At 35.4% G+C, this 19,326-nt stretch carries 18 protein-coding genes and 1 riboswitch; of the genes, 12 read left to right on the top strand and 6 right to left on the bottom strand.

Annotation, left to right across the window (positions count from 1 at the left end):
• The first annotated feature begins 3 nt into the window (after nt 1-3).
• The 5 genes from CP370_RS04955 (at nt 4) to CP370_RS04935 (ending at nt 6,377) form a co-directional block, all read left to right on the top strand.
• Nucleotides 4-1,107, top strand: coding sequence for an ABC transporter ATP-binding protein (locus CP370_RS04955; protein ID WP_087713315.1), 1,104 nt, complete (start codon nt 4-6; stop codon nt 1,105-1,107).
• A 110-nt stretch (nt 1,108-1,217) separates the two neighbouring features.
• A complete protein-coding gene (locus CP370_RS04950) occupies nt 1,218-2,435 on the top strand; it encodes an extracellular solute-binding protein (protein WP_087713314.1) in 1,218 nt (405 codons plus the stop codon).
• 36 nt (nt 2,436-2,471) lie between these two features.
• Nucleotides 2,472-3,827: a carbohydrate ABC transporter permease gene (locus tag CP370_RS04945; RefSeq protein ID WP_087284872.1), complete on the top strand. Its 1,356-nt coding sequence runs from the start codon at nt 2,472-2,474 to the stop codon at nt 3,825-3,827.
• A 2-nt stretch (nt 3,828-3,829) separates the two neighbouring features.
• A complete protein-coding gene (locus CP370_RS04940) occupies nt 3,830-4,687 on the top strand; it encodes a sugar ABC transporter permease (RefSeq protein ID WP_004895978.1) in 858 nt (285 codons plus the stop codon).
• 73 nt (nt 4,688-4,760) lie between these two features.
• Entirely contained in the window at nt 4,761-6,377 is a 1,617-nt protein-coding gene (locus CP370_RS04935; protein ID WP_087713313.1) for an alpha-glucosidase, read from the top strand.
• Between the two features lie 37 nt (nt 6,378-6,414).
• Here the strand turns inward: CP370_RS04935 and CP370_RS04930 are convergent, their stop codons facing one another.
• Nucleotides 6,415-7,779 carry an HD domain-containing protein gene (locus tag CP370_RS04930; protein WP_087713312.1) on the bottom strand — a complete coding sequence of 455 codons (1,365 nt, stop codon included), beginning with the start codon at nt 7,777-7,779 and terminating at the stop codon, nt 6,415-6,417.
• 112 nt (nt 7,780-7,891) lie between these two features.
• On the opposite strand from CP370_RS04930, the gene CP370_RS04925 reads away from it, so the two are divergent.
• From CP370_RS04925 to CP370_RS04910, 4 genes are all read left to right on the top strand, one after another.
• Nucleotides 7,892-8,311 (top strand): DUF1934 domain-containing protein, encoded by a 420-nt coding sequence (locus CP370_RS04925; RefSeq protein ID WP_087713311.1) that lies wholly within the window; start codon nt 7,892-7,894, stop codon nt 8,309-8,311.
• A 48-nt stretch (nt 8,312-8,359) separates the two neighbouring features.
• Entirely contained in the window at nt 8,360-8,902 is a 543-nt protein-coding gene (gene rpoE, locus CP370_RS04920) for a DNA-directed RNA polymerase subunit delta (protein ID WP_012845594.1), read from the top strand.
• A gap of 129 nt (nt 8,903-9,031) precedes the next feature.
• Nucleotides 9,032-10,654: a CTP synthase gene (locus CP370_RS04915; protein ID WP_087713310.1), complete on the top strand. Its 1,623-nt coding sequence runs from the start codon at nt 9,032-9,034 to the stop codon at nt 10,652-10,654.
• Nucleotides 10,655-10,785: 131 nt separating this feature from the next.
• Nucleotides 10,786-12,051, top strand: a complete 1,266-nt coding sequence (locus CP370_RS04910) for a UDP-N-acetylglucosamine 1-carboxyvinyltransferase (protein ID WP_087713309.1) — start codon at nt 10,786-10,788, stop codon at nt 12,049-12,051.
• 73 nt (nt 12,052-12,124) lie between these two features.
• On the opposite strand, the gene CP370_RS04905 is transcribed toward CP370_RS04910, so the two are convergent.
• The 3 genes from CP370_RS04905 to CP370_RS04895 all read right to left on the bottom strand — a co-directional run bounded on the left by CP370_RS04905 (nt 12,125) and on the right by CP370_RS04895 (nt 15,022).
• Nucleotides 12,125-13,453: a nucleobase:cation symporter-2 family protein gene (locus tag CP370_RS04905; protein ID WP_087713308.1), complete on the bottom strand. Its 1,329-nt coding sequence runs from the start codon at nt 13,451-13,453 to the stop codon at nt 12,125-12,127.
• Nucleotides 13,454-14,032 (bottom strand): xanthine phosphoribosyltransferase, encoded by a 579-nt coding sequence (locus CP370_RS04900; RefSeq protein WP_087713307.1) that lies wholly within the window; start codon nt 14,030-14,032, stop codon nt 13,454-13,456.
• 70 nt (nt 14,033-14,102) lie between these two features.
• A riboswitch (purine riboswitch) is annotated at nt 14,103-14,201 on the bottom strand.
• Between the two features lie 44 nt (nt 14,202-14,245).
• Nucleotides 14,246-15,022 carry a beta-carotene 15,15'-monooxygenase gene (locus CP370_RS04895; RefSeq protein WP_087713306.1) on the bottom strand — a complete coding sequence of 259 codons (777 nt, stop codon included), beginning with the start codon at nt 15,020-15,022 and terminating at the stop codon, nt 14,246-14,248.
• Nucleotides 15,023-15,209: 187 nt separating this feature from the next.
• On the opposite strand from CP370_RS04895, the gene guaA reads away from it, so the two are divergent.
• A complete protein-coding gene (gene guaA, locus CP370_RS04890; RefSeq protein ID WP_087713305.1) occupies nt 15,210-16,763 on the top strand; it encodes a glutamine-hydrolyzing GMP synthase in 1,554 nt (517 codons plus the stop codon).
• Between the two features lie 90 nt (nt 16,764-16,853).
• Here guaA and CP370_RS04885 read toward each other — a convergent pair whose 3' ends face one another.
• The gene (locus CP370_RS04885; protein WP_087713304.1) at nt 16,854-17,246 is read right to left on the bottom strand and encodes a hypothetical protein; all 393 of its coding nucleotides are present in this window, start codon (nt 17,244-17,246) and stop codon (nt 16,854-16,856) included.
• Nucleotides 17,247-17,401: 155 nt separating this feature from the next.
• Between CP370_RS04885 and CP370_RS04880 the strand changes: the two genes are divergently transcribed.
• A complete protein-coding gene (locus tag CP370_RS04880; RefSeq protein WP_087713303.1) occupies nt 17,402-18,034 on the top strand; it encodes a TetR/AcrR family transcriptional regulator in 633 nt (210 codons plus the stop codon).
• A gap of 162 nt (nt 18,035-18,196) precedes the next feature.
• Nucleotides 18,197-18,706 carry a YbhB/YbcL family Raf kinase inhibitor-like protein gene (locus CP370_RS04875; RefSeq protein ID WP_087713302.1) on the top strand — a complete coding sequence of 170 codons (510 nt, stop codon included), beginning with the start codon at nt 18,197-18,199 and terminating at the stop codon, nt 18,704-18,706.
• A 158-nt stretch (nt 18,707-18,864) separates the two neighbouring features.
• On the opposite strand, the gene CP370_RS04870 is transcribed toward CP370_RS04875, so the two are convergent.
• Nucleotides 18,865-18,930 (bottom strand): putative holin-like toxin, encoded by a 66-nt coding sequence (locus CP370_RS04870; RefSeq protein WP_228764854.1) that lies wholly within the window; start codon nt 18,928-18,930, stop codon nt 18,865-18,867.
• Between the last annotated feature and the right edge of the window lie 396 nt (nt 18,931-19,326).

Raw genomic sequence — 19,326 nt, 5'->3', positions numbered from 1 at the left:
AGAATGGTTGAAGTAGATTTAAACCATATCTATAAAAAGTACGAAGGAAATGATAAATATTCAGTTAATGACTTTGATTTACATATTAAAGATAAGGAATTTATCGTTTTTGTTGGACCATCTGGTTGTGGTAAATCAACTACTTTGAGAATGGTTGCCGGTCTAGAAGATATTTCTAAAGGTACTTTAGAGATTGACCATAAGGTAATGAATGACGTTGCACCAAAAGATAGAGATATTGCCATGGTTTTCCAAAACTATGCTTTGTACCCTCATATGTCTATTTACGACAACATGGCTTTTGGATTAAAGCTTCGTCACTATAAGAAAGACGAAATTGATAAGCGAGTTAAGCATGCAGCAGATATTTTAGGTTTATCAGAATATCTTGATAAAAAACCAGCTGAATTATCTGGTGGTCAAAGACAGCGTGTTGCCTTAGGACGGGCAATTGTCCGGGATGCTCCAATTTTCTTAATGGATGAACCTTTATCAAACTTGGATGCAAAATTACGTGTCACAATGCGTGCCGAAATTGCTAAGTTGCACCAAAATTTGGGAACTACTACGATTTACGTTACTCACGATCAAACTGAAGCCATGACTTTAGCAGATCGGGTAGTAGTTATGTCAGTTGGTAAAGTTCAACAAATTGGTACACCTCTAGAAGTTTACAATAGACCGGTAAATATGTTTGTTGCTGGTTTTATCGGATCTCCTCAAATGAACTTCTTTAATGTTCACTTTAAAGGAAATCGAATTAGCGACGGAAAAGGTCTAGATATCGAAATCCCTGAAGGTAAAGCAAAGATGCTTAAAGAAAAGGGATATGACGATAAAGATTTAGTATTTGGTATCCGTCCAGAAGATATTCATTCAGAGGAAGCATTCCTTGAAACTTGGCCTAACCAAATTGTTGAATCAACTGTTGTTGTTTCAGAGCTACTGGGCTCAACTATTCAGCTTTATCAAAAAGTTGATGGAACAGAATTTGTAGCCATTGTAAATGCCCGTGATTACCATACTCCAGGCGATAAAGTAAAAATGGGATTTGATGTTAATAAAGCCCACTTCTTTGATAAAGATACAACGAATGCAATTCGTTAACTTGCAGGAGAGGACGCTTCTGCAAAATATTAATAAGTTTACAACGAGTGTGAAATTTGGTTCACGGTTGTAATAATGTATTCAGCCAGTCATGGCTAGGAGGAAATATCATGAAGTTATGGAAAAAATTGGCTTTAAGTAGTGTTGTAGCTCTATCAGCTATTTCATTAACAGCTTGTAGTAACAACTCTAATTCAAATGAATCAAAGAGCTCAAACAAACAATTAACTCTTTGGGTAGATACTGCTCGTGTTAGTTGGTATAAGGGCGTGGTAAAGGACTTTGAAAAAGAACACCCTAATATTAAAGTTAAGGTTACTCAAAACCCTAATGGTTCAGCTAATGCTAAAACTGATGTTGCTAAAGATCCTTCAAAAGCTGCCGATGTGTTTGGTGTTCCAAATGACCAATTAGGTCAAATGGCAGATTCAGGTTACATTAACCCATTGTCACCATCTGATACTAAAGAAATTAAGAAGAATTCTGTTCCAGAAGCATACAAAGGTGTTGAATGGAAAGGCAAGCTTTACGCATATCCATATTCTGAACAAGCTCAAACTGTTTACTATGACAAGTCTAAGCTTTCACCAGAAGATGTTAAATCTTGGAAGACTATGACCTCTAAAGGTGTAGTTGCAACTGACTTCACTAATGCTTATGTAATGTGGCCAGTAATGTTCTCTGCAGGTACAAAGTTATTTGGTAATAGCGGAGAAGATGTAAAAGGCTCTACTATGGATTCACAAAATGGTGTAAACGCAATGAAGTGGTATGCAGAACAAAAGAGTAATAAAGGCGTTATGCAAACTTCAAATGCACTTAACCAATTGAAGAAGGGCAATGCTCAAGCTATCTTAGATGGTCCGTGGAACGCAGCTAATATTAAGAAGATTTTAGGCAAGAACTTAGGAGTTGCTCCATATCCAACTATTGAAGTGGGCGGTAAGACTGCTCAAATGGAAGCTTTCCTAGGTATTGAATGTTTCGCTGTTAACTCACATACTTCTAATGCTAAGAATGCAGCGATTTTAGCTAAATACTTATCTAACAAAGAAAACCAATTAATTGTTCACAAGAATGCTGGTGAAATTCCTGTAAACAAGGCAGCTCAAAATACTGCAGAGGTTAAGAATGATCCAGTTGCTAAAGCTGTAATTCAAATGGCTCAACCAGGCTACTCAGTTCTTCAACCTAAATTGCCACAAATGTCAATCTTCTGGAACGACTCAGCTCCATTAATTAGCGGTGCTTACGACGGCAAGATTAAGCCATCTCAATACAAGAGTAAGCTTGCTAAATTACAAAAGAAGATTTCTAAAGAAGAGTAATCTTGAAAAATCACATAAGCAAAGGTTTGATTAATTATGTTTAAGAAAAAACATGCTACGCCTGCAGTTACCTTAAAGGAAACATGGAAAGATGGAGATACAGTAACTAAATTATCATTCTTCATCATGGGCTTAAATGCTATTAAACATCGGCAATGGGTAAAAGGATTTTCACTTTTATTTGCTGAAATTGTATTTTTAGTTTGGTTCTTTTTAAGTGGAATTCATTCAATTGCTGGTTTAAGTAACTTAGGTGCAATAAAGAGTAAACGCGTTGTATTTGATAAAGCTCAAGGAGTATATGTTACTCAGCAGCCAGATAGTTCTGTTTTAATTCTATTATTTGGTATTTTGGCTTTATTCATTGTTGCTGGTTTTATATATCTATATATCATTAATTTAAAATCTAATAAGCATACTTTCTTATTAGAAAAGAGACATGAACATATTCCAACTAACCGTGAAGAAATTGCATCTTTGTTTGACCAAAGATTGCATGCAACTTTGATGACAATTCCAATTGTTTTAATCATTTTATTTACGGTTTTGCCAACAGTCTTCATGATTTCAATGGCATTTACTAACTATGATCGTCAACACTCAGTTGGATTTTCCTGGACTGGTTTTCAAGCATTTGGAAACGTGTTGAGTGGTGATTTAGCAGGTACTTTCTTCCCAGTTTTAGGTTGGACCTTAATTTGGGCAGTTGCTGCTACCGCTACTACTTTCTTCTTTGGTGTCTTATTAGCCCTTTTGATTGAATCAAAGGGAATTAAGCATAAGAATTTATGGAGAACAATTTTCGTAATTGTTTATGCTGTACCACAATTTGTTTCTCTATTAATGATGGCACAATTCCTTGACTATCAAGGACCATTGAACACCTTACTTATGAATTGGGGATGGATTAGCCATCCAATTCACTTCATTGATAACCAGGCTAGTCCCCTTGTTGCTAGAATTACAGTTATTGTTGTTAACATGTGGATTGGTATCCCAGTTTCAATGTTAACTTCAACAGCTATTATTCAAAACTTACCGCAAGATCAAATTGAAGCTGCGCGTATTGACGGTGCAAGCCCAGTACAAATTTTTAACCACATTACATTCCCTCAAATTTTATTCGTAATGTCTCCAGCTTTGATTCAACAATTTATTGGTAACATCAACAACTTCAATGTTATCTACTTGCTGACTGGTGGTGCACCAATGAACAATAACTACAATGGTGCTGGTTCAACAGACTTGCTTGTAACTTGGCTCTATAACTTGACATTTGGTCAAGAGCAACGCTACAATGCATCCGCTGTTTTGGGTATCTTGATCTTTATCATTAGTGCTACATTCTCACTAATTGCATATCGTCATACTAATGCGTACAAGGAGGGCTAAAAATGAAGTCTTATCATAACCAAAGAAGAATTGCTTTAATTTTTAGATATGTTCTATTAGCTATCCTAGCCGTATTATGGATTTTCCCAATTATTTGGATCATTTTAGCAAGTTTTTCATACAACAACACAGGATTTGTATCTACAATTTGGCCAGAAAAATTTACTTGGCAAAATTATGTTGGTATTCTTACTAGTTCACAATATCCATTTGTAAATTGGGTGTTAAATACACTATTTGTCGCTGTAGTTTCAGCAACATTATCAACGTTTGTAACTATCGGAGTTGCTTACGTATTATCAAGATTACGTTTCCGCTTCCGTAAGCCATTCTTACAAATTGCTTTGGTATTAGGGATGTTCCCAGGTTTCATGTCTATGATTGCCTTGTACTACATTTTAAAGGCATTAAACATGTTAAACCTTGGTGGATTGATCTTAGTCTATGTTGGTGGTGCTGGCCTTGGCTTCTACATTGCAAAAGGTTTCTTTGATACAATGCCACGAGCAATTGATGAAGCTGCTGAAATTGATGGCGCTACGAAATGGCAAGTATTCATTCATATTGGATTACCACTTTCAAAGCCAATGATTGTTTATACTGCTCTTACTTCATTCATGGCACCATGGGTAGACTTCATTTTCTCAGGTATCATCCTCTCTACCTCAGGAAATCCGAAGACCTACACTGTTGCCTATGGACTGTACAACATGGTTCACTCGGCAAAGGGTACGATGGCTCAATTCTTTACTCAGTTCATTGCCGGATGTGTAATCATTGCGATCCCAATTACAATTTTGTTCATTGTAATGCAAAAATTCTATGTTAATGGAATCACAGCAGGTGCTGATAAAGGCTAATCAAATTAAAGTTTATGTGAAAAAAGTGTCCTGTTTAACAGGGCACTTTTTTATTTGTTTGAAGGAGAAAAATATGAAACCTTGGTGGAAAAAAGCGGTCGTTTATCAAGTTTATCCTAAGTCATTTCAAGATAGTAATGGAGATGGAATTGGAGATATTCCAGGAATCATTTCGCGATTAGGATATTTAGAAAAACTAGGAATTGATGCTATTTGGTTATCACCCGTTTACTTATCCCCTGGTGTAGATAATGGCTATGATATCTCTGATTATCAAAAAATAGACCCACAATACGGAACAATGGATGACATGGATAATCTGATTAGAGAAGCTAGAAAACATCATATACGCATTATTATGGACCTTGTCGTTAACCATACATCTGATCAGCATCCTTGGTTCATTGAAGCAAGAAAAAGTAAGGAGAATCCATACAGAGATTTCTATATTTGGCGTGATCCGGTAGAGGGCCATGCACCTAATGATTTGAAGTCGGCATTTTCTGGATCGGCTTGGAAGTTTGATGAAAAAACTGGTCAATATTACTTACACTTCTTTGCAGATCAACAGCCAGATCTTAATTGGAAGAACCCAAAATTAAGAAATAAAATCTATGAAATGATGAATTATTGGATCGATAAGGGAATTGGCGGCTTTAGGATGGATGTGATTGAACTTATCGGAAAAGATCCCGATAAAAAGATTCGTGAGAATGGTCCAATGCTTCATCCATATTTAAAAGAGATGAATGAGAATACTTTTGCCGGTAAAGAATTAATGACAGTGGGTGAAACATGGAACTCTACTCCAAAGATTGCTGCAAAATATTCAGATCCAGCTCGTCATGAATTATCGATGGTATTTCAATTTGAAAATCAAAGCTTAGATCAGCAAGAAGGAAAAGAAAAATGGGATTTACGTCCGCTTGATTTAGGCGAATTGAAAAAAGTTCTAGTTAAATGGCAGACAGAAATTGATTTTAATCATGCATGGAATAGTCTTTTTTGGGAAAATCATGATATTCCGCGAGTTATTTCACGATGGGGAAATGACAAAGAATATCGAGTTCAAAGCGCAAAAATGTTTGCGATTGTACTGCATTTAATGCATGGGACACCTTACATCTATAATGGCGAAGAAATTGGGATGACCAATTGCCCTGTTAAGTCAATTGATGAAGTAGAAGATATTGAAAGTATCAATATGTATCGTGAAAGAATTGATAAGGGCTACAGTAAGGATGAACTAATTAAAGCAATTAATACTAAAGGTCGAGATAATGCACGACGTCCAATGCAGTGGTCAAACGAAGAAAATGCTGACTTTACTACAGGAACACCGTGGCTAAAATTAAACCCAAACTACAAGACCATTAACGTTAAAGAAGCCTTAGAAGATCCAAATTCTATTTTTTACACCTATCAAAAATTAATTAGACTTCGTCATGAAAATTCTGTTGTAGTGGATGGAGATTTTGAACTTGTTGAAAATACTAGTGATAATATTTTGGCCTTTTGGCGAAAACTAGAAGATGAAAAGTGGTTAATAGTATCTAACCTGTCTGGTGAAGAACAAAATCTAAATTTAGATATATCTTTTAAAAAAGTTTTGATTAGTAACTATGAAAAACGAGACAGTTTAAAAGATATGGTTTTAAAACCTTATGAAGCTTTTGCAGTTAAGGCATAGTAAAAGACGCATTGAATTTTATCAATGCGTCTTTAATTTATTTCTTTTTATTTGGACGTCGTAAGTAACGTAAAGTATTATTTCGAATATATTTTTGGAATTCTTGATAAATTGGATCAAAAATTTGAGGTTCATCAGTTTCTTTAACCATTACTTTTGGAAAGAAGAAACGTTCATCTCCTTGAAGAGTTCCATTTAAGGATTTAACGAGTGGGCTCAATTCAGATAGTTCGACTAAGCTACCATCAGCTTGCATGATTTCAATTGGACTGTGAGCATTTTTTCCAGTTGGCTTATATGCGTCATATGGCTCATCAAAAGCTGAATTGGTAGCAGTGTAGTAATTAGGATCAAAGCCGGCTTGTTTAATAAGATTCTTTAGTTTTGGCAGTAAACTCTTAGTATCTTCATTGATTTTGACACTTTCAAGGGGATGACGGTATAAGTAACGATTTGAAAGATCAGATAAAATTTGATCCCCTGAGTTGGTCCAGAGTAAGAAATTAGTTTCCATTACGCCATCATCTAACTTAATGTAATCCTCAAGAGTCCATTTTCCGTTTAAAAATGCTTCTAGTTGAGGAGTAACTTGAAGTTTGCCTTCTTCATAGATGATTTGAGCTCTTTCAAGTAAGTGATGTAAGATAACTTCCATTGAACGATTGACACGGTGAAAGTAAACTTGTTGATACATTTGGTAACGGCTAATAATGTAATCTTCGACTGAGTGAATTCCTTTATCTGTAAAGCAGATACCATCACGATATGGACGGATTACTTCTAAAATTCTCGTTAAATCAAAGCTTCCGTAAGTAACACCAGTGAAATAAGCGTCGCGTAATAAATAATCCATTCTATCTGCGTCTGCTTGACTTGAAATTAGTTTGACTACCTGAGGATTAGGGTAGGTTTTAGCAATAACACTAGCTACTAATTCTGGAAAATTAGGACTTATTTTTCTTAAGGCTTGATTAACTTCAGTATTTTTATCGGTAATAATCTGTTGGCCCATTTTTTCATGATTAGTACCAAATAGATGCTCAAAAGTATGAGAATAAGGGCCATGACCGATATCATGAAGTAAAGCTGCACATTCTGCTAAGAGTCTTTCATCTGGATTCCATAATCCATCGCCTGGTTCTTTACTTACATACTTTTCTTCAAAGATATCACAAATTCTTCGAGTTAATTCATAAACACCTAGGTTATGTTCAAAACGTGTATGAGTTGCTCCTTGAAAAACGTAAGATGCCGGTCCTAATTGCTTAATTCGGCGTAAACGTTGGAATTCCTTTGAATTAATGATATCTAAAATAACTTGATCTTTAACATGAATATAATTGTGAACTGGATCTCTTAATACTTTTTCATGATCCAGCTTTTTACTTTGAAATTTTTCCATTTTTCTTATACTATTTTCTCGGATAATAAAATAAATTTGCTAACGTATAATCAATTTGATTATAACAATAATGCTACTTTAAGGCTATCTTGGCGTGAATGAAGGTGAAAATATGAGCAAGAAAGTTGAGATTAAAATTACTAGTAAAATTCATCAGGAAGATGAGTCAGCCGTTTTTGAAAGAGATGGCTTAGGATCAATTGAAAAAGTTGGCGAAGATTGGCGCATAAAATATAGGGAAAAAAATAAAGAGGGCGATGTTGAAGTAAAATTATTAATTAAGCCAAATGAGCTTGTAATGCAACGAGGAGACGCTAAAGGTGATCATACGCTAATGAAATTTGAACCAGGAGAAAAAAGAAAATGCAAGGTTGTAGCTTCTGGTAAGCAAATGAATTTAGAGTCTTTGACTAATAAATTGAATTTTTCTGAAATTTCTCTAGGAAAGATGCAACTAAAAGTTGAATATGATCTCTTTTCTGGTCTATACTTAGTAGGTAACTATGCAATAAAGATTGATATAATAGAATAGATCTTTAGCAAATTTAGATAAATTGATTACGTGAAAGGACGTGCCACTGTGGGGTTAGATGATTTTCAAGGCCAAAATAAAGACGAATTGTCAATGATCGAAGTTGCTCGTACAATTTTACAAGATAGCGGCAAGCGAATGGCCTTTGCTGATATCGTTAACGCCGTCCAGAACTTTCTGGGTAAGAGTGACGAAGAAATTCGTGAGCGTTTGCCACAATTTTACACTGATATGAACACTGATGGTGAATTCATTTCAATGGGTGATAATGTTTGGGCATTGCGTTCTTGGTTCCCATATGAATCTGTTGATGAAGAAGTAAACCATCCAGAAGATGAAGAAGATGTACCACGTAAGAAACACCATAAGAAAGTTAATGCTTTCATTGGTGATTCTGACGATGATGATATTATCGACTACGATTCAGATGATCCAGAAGATGAAGATTTGGATGTTGACGAAGAAGATACTAATGAAGACGACTACTCAGATGATGATCTTGATGATGCCGATGACAATGAATTAGATGATGGTATTGAAGGCCAATTATCTGAACTTCATCAAGATGATCTTGATGACGATGATGAGTAAAGTACTTGACGGAAAGCAAATTTCCCTTTAGTATTTTGTATGGGCACTCTATGTGCAATTAAGCTCCCATGTATTTGGGAGCTTTTTTTGATTTTAACAGAGAATAAAAGAAAAGAGAGGAAGCACGGCATGACAAAGTATATTTTTGTGACTGGTGGAGTTGTTTCATCACTAGGTAAGGGGATTTCAGCTTCAAGTTTAGGACGTTTACTTAAAAATCGTGGCTTAAAAGTTACCATGCAAAAGTTTGATCCTTACATTAATATCGATCCAGGTACAATGAATCCATATCAACATGGGGAAGTTTATGTTACCGATGATGGTACAGAAGCTGACCTTGACTTGGGTCACTATGAAAGAATTGTTGATGTTAGAACAAGTAAATATTCTAATGTTACTACTGGTAAAATTTATCAAGAAGTGCTTGATAAAGAACGTCGCGGTGACTATCATGGTGCAACTGTGCAAGTAATTCCGCATATTACGGACATGATTAAGAAAAAAATCATGCGTGCTGCCTTAACAACCGATTCAGATGTCATTATTTCTGAAATTGGTGGTACTGTAGGTGATATCGAGTCTACTCCATTTATGGAAGCAATTCGCCAAATGCGTCGTGAAGTTGGTGAAGAAAATGTAATGTATATTCACTGTACATTAGTACCTTATCTTCATGCTGCTCACGAAATGAAAACTAAGCCAACACAACATTCAGTTGCCGAACTTAGAAGTATTGGTATTCAACCAAATATGCTTGTTTTAAGAGCTGAGAAACCAATTGCTCAAGAGTTAAAAAATAAGATTTCTACCTTTACTGATGTTCCAGTAGACCGCATTATTGAATCTATTGATGCTCCTTCACTTTTTGATTTACCACTTGCTTTTCAAGCTCAAGGTATGGATCAAAAGGTTTGCGACTTTTTACACTTGGAGACTCCAAAGCCAGAAGCAGATATGGAAGTTTGGAAGAAATTAGATGAACGTGCAAAGAACTTAAAGCACGAAACTACCATTACCTTAGTAGGTAAGTATGTAGAACTTGAAGATGCATATATTTCTGTTACTGATGCATTGCAACACGCTGGCTACTTATATGACACTAAAATTAAGGTAAATAAGGTTCAAGCAGAAGACATTACTGAAGACAATATTGCAGAAATTATGAAGGATTCAGATGGATTAATTGTACCTGGTGGTTTTGGTACACGTGGTCTTGAAGGTATGATTACTTCAATTAAATATGCCCGTGAACACGATATCCCATTTTTAGGAATCTGCTTAGGTATGCAAATGGCAAGCGTTGAATTTGCCAGAAATGTACTCGGCTTAAAAGATGCTAATAGTGCAGAAGCTAATCCAGACACTAAGAATAATATTATTGATATTATGGCTGACAAGCGTGATGAAGAAAATATTGGTGGTACGCTTCGTTTAGGTCTATACCCAGCAACTTTAAAGAAGGGCACTAAGACCCGTGAAGCATATGATGACCAAGATGTAATTCAAGAAAGACACCGTCACCGTTATGAATTCAATAATGAATATCGTGAAGCATTTGAAAAGGCAGGCATGGTCTTCTCTGGTGTTTCTCCAGATAATCATTTAGTAGAAATTATTGAAATTCCAAATAAAAAATTCTTTATCGCAGCTCAATATCATCCAGAATTTTTAAGTCGTCCACAAAGACCAGAAGGATTATTTAAAGCATTTATTGGTGCAGCAAGTGGTCTTCCAGCACAACATTTTAACTAGACTTTAAAAATTAAATTTCGGTAACAAGAGAGCCATAATCCTCGGCTTCTCTTGTTTTTTTTGAGTTTTTCATTTAATATATTTTGTGATACATTTGGGTATTACAAATAGAGAAAAGGATTGTTTCCCCAATGAAACAGATGATTATTCATGGTGGAAAGCCCCTGAAGGGCGACGTATGGATCGGCGGTGCTAAGAATTCCACTGTAGCATTGATTCCAGCGTCAATACTTTCGCGGACTCCTGTTACCCTAGAAGGGGTTCCGCGAATTGCTGATGTAGATAATTTGATGGATCTACTTGGTGAAATGGATGTAAAGTGTGATTTTCATGAAACTACTTTACGAATAAATCCGGATAACATTAAGCGTAGTCCCCTTCCAGCAGGAAAGATTAAGAGCTTGAGAGCTTCTTATTACTTTATGGGTGCATTATTAGGTCGCTTTGGTAAAGCTGTGGTGGGCTTTCCAGGCGGAGATGATATTGGCCCTCGTCCTATTGATCAGCATATTAAAGGCTTTGAAGCATTAGGTGCAACTGTTGAGAATGAAAACGATCAAATTATCATTACAGCTCCTAAAACTGGGCTTCGTGGTGCAAAAATTCATTTAAAGATGCCTTCTGTAGGCGCAACAATGAATATAATTATGGCTAGCGTAATGGCAAAGGGCCAAACTATTATTGAAAATGCGGCTAAGGAACCGGAAATTATTGATTTAGCTACATTTTTGAATAATATGGGCGCTGTTATTCGTGGTGCAGGTACTGAAGTGATTCGAATTGAAGGAGTAGAGGAATTAAAAGCACAAACTCCTCATACTATTATTCCTGATCGAATTGAAGCTGGAACATATGTGGCTCTAGCCGCCTGCATCGGAAATGGTATTAGAATTCATAATATTATCGAAGAACACCTAGATTCTTATTTAGCTAAAGTAGAAGAAATGGGTGTAGTAATTGATGCTGATGAAGATTCACTTTATGTTTATCCAGCAGGTGACTTGAAAATGATTCAAGTTAGAACTGACGTATATCCTGGATTTGCGACTGATTTACAGCAGCCAATTACTCCACTTCTTTTAACAGCTAAGAGCGGTGAAGGCGTAGTAATTGATCAAATATATCCTAAACGTGTTGGTCATATTCCTGAACTTCAGAAGATGGGTGCTAATATTCAAGTAGAAGATAATATTATCTTAGTTCATCCAACTCATCATTTGCATGGAGCACATGTTAGTGCTGGTGAAATTAGAGCAGGAGCTTGTTTGATGCTTGCTGGCTTAATGGCAGATGGTGAAACTATCATTTCAAATGCAGGAAACATTTTGCGTGGCTATGATAGAATTGAACAAAAGTTGCGTCAACTAGGTGCAGAGGTATCTGTGATTGATGTTTAATTAAAATAGAACATTAAAAAAGGGCTTGGAATCTCCAAGTCCTTTTTTATTGGTTTTAAGAAAATATTTTTATTTAGCTTTGTACTTCAATTTTTTCTGGGGTAGCAGGAATATGTTGCTCTTCTAAGCCAGATTTTCCTTTAAATAGTAAATTGAGAATCGTAGCACTTAAGCTTGCTACAACAATACCATTTCCAAGGAATAATTGAATAGTTTCTGGTAAAGCTTGGAAAACTTGTGGATAAACAGTAACACCTAATCCGAGACCAATTGAAATAGCTACGATTAGGATATTACGAGTATCCTCAAAGTCTACTCTCTTTAGCATTCTCATTCCTTGGACGGCAATCATTGTAAACATTACAAGCATTGCGCCACCTAAGACAGAGTCAGGGATAATAGTTACTAAAGCACCAAACTTAGGTAATAATCCCATTAACATTAAAAATCCGGATGCCCAGTAAATTGGTCTTTTTGTGGTAATACCTGATAATTCCAGTAAACCTACATTTTGTGAAAAAGTAGTGTAGGGGAATGTGTTAAAGACTCCGCCCAGGATCTGTGCGAGCCCTTCAGCACGATAACCCTTTTTAAGGTCATCGCTAGTGATGTCTTTGTGGAGTAAATCGCCAATAGCAAAGAATACTCCGGTAGATTCTACCATTGAAACGAGAGCAATGATAATCATTGTTAAACTGGATGACCACTCAAACTGTGGCATTCCAAAGTAAAAAGGTTGAGGTAAGTGGAACCAAGAAGCTTGAGCAACTGGAGTAAGTGAAACCATACCAAGAGTACTGGCAATTAATGTTCCTGCAATTAATCCCACTAAAACAGCGATGGATTTGATAAATCCTTTGCCCCAAACTTGAAGGGCAAGAATAATTGCTACAGTTATAAAGCCAGTTAAAAGATTTTTAGGATCACCGAAGTTTTTAGCTGTAGAATTGCCCCCACCAAGATTTTGAATAGAAACCGGAATTAAGGAAAGTCCAATTACTGTAATTAAGCTTCCCGTTACAACTGGTGGAAAGAGCTTTTTGATTTTAGAAAAATAGCCTGCTACTAAAAATACGAAAACTCCCGCTACGATGATTGAACCATACATAGTACCAATGGTGAATTTTTTCCCAATCATTTGAAGAGGAGCTACAGCTTGAATAGCACACCCTAAAACAACAGGTAGGCCAATTCCAAAATAACGATTACGTAGAAGCTGGAGAGCAGTTGCTAAACCACACATGAAAATGTCGATTGAAACTAGATAAGTCATCTGAGTGGAGTTGAATTTCAAGGCAGTTCCAATTAAAAGAGGAACGGCAATTGCTCCCGAATACATTGCGAGTAAATGTTGTAGACCTAGTAAAGCAGCTTTTTTGTGGTTAACTTGTGTGTGCTTCATTTATTTTTCTCCTACAAAATGCACTTGATTGTTTTCAAAATCAGAAATTCTAGCTAAGGCTTCAAGACGGTAGCCATGATCTTTAACCCATTCGCTGCCACCTTGGAATTCTTTAGCTACAACTACACCAACACCAGCTACAGTTGCATTTGCTTGATCTGCAATATTAAGCATCCCTTTAACAGCTTCTCCATGGGCTAAGAAGTCATCAATAATTAATAAGTGATCGTCACTGCTCAAGAATTTCTTTTCAACACAAATTTTATTATTAACTTTTTTAGTGTAGGAAAATACTTCTGCCCAATAAACAGCATCATTAAGAGTTGAAGGTTTTTTCTTTCTCGCAAAAACCATTGGAACTCTTAACTGATATGCAGCCATAATACTAGGAGCAATTCCTGAAGCTTCACAAGTAAGAACTTTAGTAATTTTTTCGTTTTCGAATAAACGCTTAAATTCCTTACCGACTTCCATCATAAGTTGCGGATCGACTTGATGATTTAGAAAAGAGTTAATTTTTAAAACATTGCCATCTAATACTTCTCCATCTTTACGAATCCGTTCCTCAAGTAATTTCAATTTTATCCTCCTGCAAAAAAAGACTTCTTCTACCCGTAAATTAGGGTAAAAGAAGTCCTTTGTAGTGCTACTTATGACATCGATTACCTATAGTCCAGAATTAATTGGTTCCGGGTAGAAACTGTCGACCTTATTACGACGATATATAGATATTTTGATATCTAGAGTGTAGCAGAATCATTTTCCGAACACAAGGCCTCTTTTTTTGATATATTATTCTGAAATTGATTTTTTCTTTTTTAAAGAAAGGATTGCCTCAAGAATTCCATATGCAATTCCAGCAAGTGGCCAAATAATCCAGCTTTGTTGCCAGTTATTGCTCAGAAAGCTGTAGGTTAAGTAGATAAAAGCAATTATCATCCAATAAATGCTTGTATATTTTTCAATGACTTTTTTGCCAGCTTTTTTCTCTGTAGTATAATCATCTATTTGCAAAATAATATTAAAACTATCGTGAACAATATTAGTTTTAACCAAGAAAAAGACCCCAATACCAACAAGAAAAATTGTAATTGAAGAAAGGCCAGTCATAAAATCATCTAATCGACTATTGGAGAGAGCATCAGTGAATAAAGCACCACTCATAAGAGGAATAGCAGACAGAATACAAAAAGCGATACCAATAATTTTAAAGATGTAGTGTTTGTTTTCGTAATCTCTACTTTCCTTGAGAATTTTTTTATGCAGTTCCTCAGAAAGATTACAATCTTCATATTCATAATTTTCGTTTACTTTTAGCCAGTAATTACCGGCAATAAAGCAGGCAACAGCGATGGCAACGAGAACTAGTGTAGCAATTACTCCAATTCCGGTTGCAAAGTTGATGGATGAAGTTAGAGTACCTAATTTGGTTAGACTAATTAAAAGCAATAAAGTGATCGGTGAAAAAATACAAAGCATCACTCCAGTAGCAATAAAAGTTGAGCTGCGTTTTCTTGCAGTTAAGAATTCTTGAACAGAAGACTGAGATAGATAATTTCTTTCAGACATAAAAGTCACCTCTTTTGTATATAAAGCTGAAGTAATATAGTTTTACTTTAATTTTATATAACAGACTATGAGAGCGATATTTTAATGCTTGTGAAATTAAATTATAAATTAATGATTGACCAATTGAATTTTTCTTAGTAAAGTTTCTAGTAAATAGGGATAAATTATTTTTTAGAAGGAGAAAATTGTGGTTAAGACTAATCTAAATGATTTTGACAAGATTATTGTGCTTGATTTTGGTAGTCAATATAACCAATTGATTACTCGTCGAATTCGTGACTTTGGTATCTATTCAGAACTTTTACCACATGACTTAAGTATTGAAAAGATCAAGGAAATGGCCCCTAAGGGAATTATTTTTTCTGGTGGTCCAAACAGTGTTTATGACAAAGGTGCTTTAAAAGTTGATCCTGAAATTTTCAAGCTTGGTATTCCAATTTTGGGGATTTGTTATGGGATGCAACTCATGAGTTACGATTTGGGCGGTAAGGTTGAAAAGGCTGATAATTCCGAATATGGTCGTGCTGATATTGAGGTAATTGATCCTAATGCAGTTTTATTTAAGGGCTTGCCAAGAGAACAATACGTTTGGATGAGTCATGGTGACTTAGTAACTAAGGCTCCAGAAGGCTTTACTGTAACTGCTAAGAGTAAGAACTGTCCAATTTCTGCAATTGCTAACGATGAGAATAAATTCTACGGAATTCAATTCCATGCCGAAGTTCGTAATTCAGAGTATGGTTTAGATATTTTGAAGAACTTCGCCTTTAAGGTTTGTGGTGCCGAAGCTAACTGGACTATGGATGACTTTATCGAGATGCAAGTTGATGAAATTCGTCAAAAAGTTGGCGATAAGAAGGTTATCTTGGGCCTTTCCGGTGGGGTTGATTCTAGTGTTACTGCTACTCTTCTTCACAAGGCAATTGGTGATCAATTAACTGCAATTTTTGTTGATCACGGGATGCTTCGTAAAGACGAAGGCGATCAAGTAATGCAAGCTTTGAACAAGGATCTTGGCGTTAATATTATTCGCGTGAATGCCCAAGAGCGTTTCTTGAGTAAGCTTAAGGGAGTAACTGATCCTGAACAAAAACGTAAGATCATCGGTAAAGAATTTATCGAAGTCTTCAACGAAGAAGCTAAAAAGTTAAAAGATGTTGACTTCTTGGCCCAAGGAACTCTCTATACTGATGTTATTGAGTCTGGAACGAATACCGCTCAAACTATTAAGTCACACCACAATGTTGGTGGTCTTCCTGAAGACATGCACTTCGAATTAATTGAACCACTTCGTAAGCTATTCAAGGATGAAGTTCGTGAACTTGGTGAAAAGCTCGGTATTCCTCATGACTTAGTATGGCGTCAACCATTCCCAGGTCCAGGTCTTGGTATTCGTGTTATTGGCGAAGTTACTGAAGACAAGCTGAAGATCGTGCGTGAATCAGATGCTATTTTACGTGAAGAAATCAAGAATGCTGGTCTTCAAGAAGATATTTGGCAATACTTCACGGTTCTTCCAGGTATTCGCTCAGTTGGGGTTATGGGAGATGGGCGTACTTACGACTACACTATCGGTATTCGTGCCGTAACTTCAATTGATGGTATGACTGCTGATTTTGCCCAAATTCCATGGGATGTTTTGAGCAAGATTTCTACTAGAATCGTAGATGAATGCGACCACATTAACCGCGTAGTTTACGATATTACCAGTAAGCCACCTTCCACTATTGAATGGGAATAAGAGACTCATCTCTGAAAAAAGAATATAAATGAAAGAAGCCTATTAAATCTTGGTATTGATGAACCATGATTTAATAGGCTTTTATAGTATTTAATTAAACTCAAGCTTATTTGCTTCATCGATCTTAGTTAGGAAAGATGAAACATCGGTAATAATGTCATTGGTATATGAGACATTAATCAGATTAACCCAATTTTTTCTAAGAAAATAGTCATCAATGTCATATCTGACCTTAGCTAAGTATTTGTAACTAATAAATAGTAGCTCAGAAAAAATTACATTACGTTTTTTAGGTTGCATTACAAAATCAAGTAATAAGACTTTTCCTGAGCCTTTAATAAAGTGGAAAAATTCGCAGTTGATATGTCTAATCTGATGAAAAGGATATAAGATTTGAGAGTTTAGAACTTGTTTTTCAAATTGTTTAAGTAATTTTTGATCTTTTTTGTTAATGACATAATCATTGCTATCTAAGTTAATCATCGCTATCAATTCCTATTCTTACTATTGCACCTAAAGTATATAAATTGAAAAAAGTAAAAACAATGAATGTTAACTAAGTTGAAAAAGAAAAAATTTTTATATCAAAGAAAGTTACGAAGAGTAAGTTATCCAGGAAAGAGAAGTGAGGAAAAAGTTTGAGTGATATTAGGGTGCAGAATACAAAGAGTAATTTAATTACTGCTCTTTTAAGCTGCTTAGAAGATAAGAGTGTGCATGAGCTAAAGGTAAAAGATATTATTGATAAGGCTGGCGTAAGTACTAGAACGTTTTATCAATATTATTCAGATGTCAATGATTTGCTAAGAGATACAGAAGATAGCTTTATTGCAGAATATCTAAAAAATGTTGAAAAAGATCGTGATTCACTAGGAGATCTTGATTTAGATGTGCCTTTTGAAGATCAGTTAGAGACTATTTTAAATGCAACAAAGAATACCATTGAGTTCTGTTATGCGCATAAAAAAGAGATTCAACTCTTGTTATCTGATAATGGGGATACGCGCTTCTATAATATGATTTTCCACACTGGTTGTGAGGAAATTATGAAACGTATGAGCCAGATGAAACATATTGATGAGTTAAAAATGGACGAAAAAGACCAAATGAGAATGATGATTAGTGTGCAGGTATTTGTACATAGCATCATTGGCATGGTAAGAGTCTTGCTTGAATGCAGCGATAGATTAGCTCCATATGACGTTCGTCAAAGTATACTTACATTTTTACGTGAGTCACCGATAGCTTCCATGAATATAAATAAAAAATAGAGACGATAAAATAATTTATAGTATACTAGGCTAAATTCCACGATAACTGGCTAAAGTATTGAATGAAGTGGTTTTGTTGGCAATTGAGAAATAATTGTACTTAAATATGAAGTAGCATAAGAAGAATAGTAATTAAAAAACGAAGTTTTAGGGGATACGTCAATGAAAATAGAAATTCCAACTATGAATGGATTTATTCCAGATTGCTACGGTAAATTTGCCAATGCTGATCAAAAGATTGAAGGGAAGCCTAGTAGATCTTTTCCAATTTTTATTACTGATGCGCCTGATAAGGCAAAAACTTTAGCTGTGTATTTTAGAGATTTTGATTCAGTTCCAGTCTGTGGATTTACTTGGATTCACTGGTTAGCTGCCAATCTTCCGGTTCGAGATGTTCCAGCTAATATTAGTCATTCTAAGAATAGCAGCCTTGATTTTGTTCAAGGAAATAATAGTAATATTAGCAAGTTTTTGGGTGAAAATTCTGGCCCAGTTGAAGGCTATACAGGTCCGATGCCTCCTGATAAGACGCACTATTACACCTTAACCGTGTATGCATTAGACACAAAAATTGATCTAAAAGAAGGTTATTGGTTAAACGACTTTTTGCGTGAGATGGAAGGTCATATAATTGATAGTGCGACTATTTCAGTTCCAAGTAGAGCAAAATAAAAGTCGAAGTTACTAATAAATATGCTATAATTTAGATAAAGAAAAAGGAGATCATAAGATCTCCTTTGCAGCCCGCTTTAAGAGCGGTGACAAAATTATAGTTTTGGCAAACGCCTACTCAATAACTCGGTCAAAAGTTATATATTGAGCGGCGTTTTTTATTTTTTGTTGTGGTTGTCGATATATGTTAGCAATGCTAACACAAAAGTACCAAACAATAGCATTAACGAAATGGCCTCGTAAACACTCATTAGGCTGAACCCTTTCCAATTGATGTCGGACCATAGGCCTCACCTCCGGGAGAAAAAACAGCCACCGCTCATAAAAATTTCTGCGGATATAATTATAGCGAAAATTTGTTTGCAAAAGAATATAGATTAGTCAAAAAGCTCACAATTAATTTGCGGGCTTTTACCATAATTATATTCAAAAAATAGTTCTCTTTGAAAAGTATCATCGTAAGTAGCTGATACTAAACTATAGTAAAATTATTGATATGATAGAGTTAAAAGAGAAAACTTATTTGGAGTAAGGTGGAGGAATTTTTGAAAGATAAAAAAACGCCGATTGTAAAATTAAATTGAACACTTGATAAAAAATAAAAAGTCCATTCGGACCTG

The sequence above is a fragment of the Lactobacillus sp. UMNPBX19 genome, assembly GCF_002553805.1.
Lineage (GTDB): Bacteria > Bacillota > Bacilli > Lactobacillales > Lactobacillaceae > Lactobacillus.
This window is presented reverse-complemented; position numbering and strand designations above follow the sequence as displayed.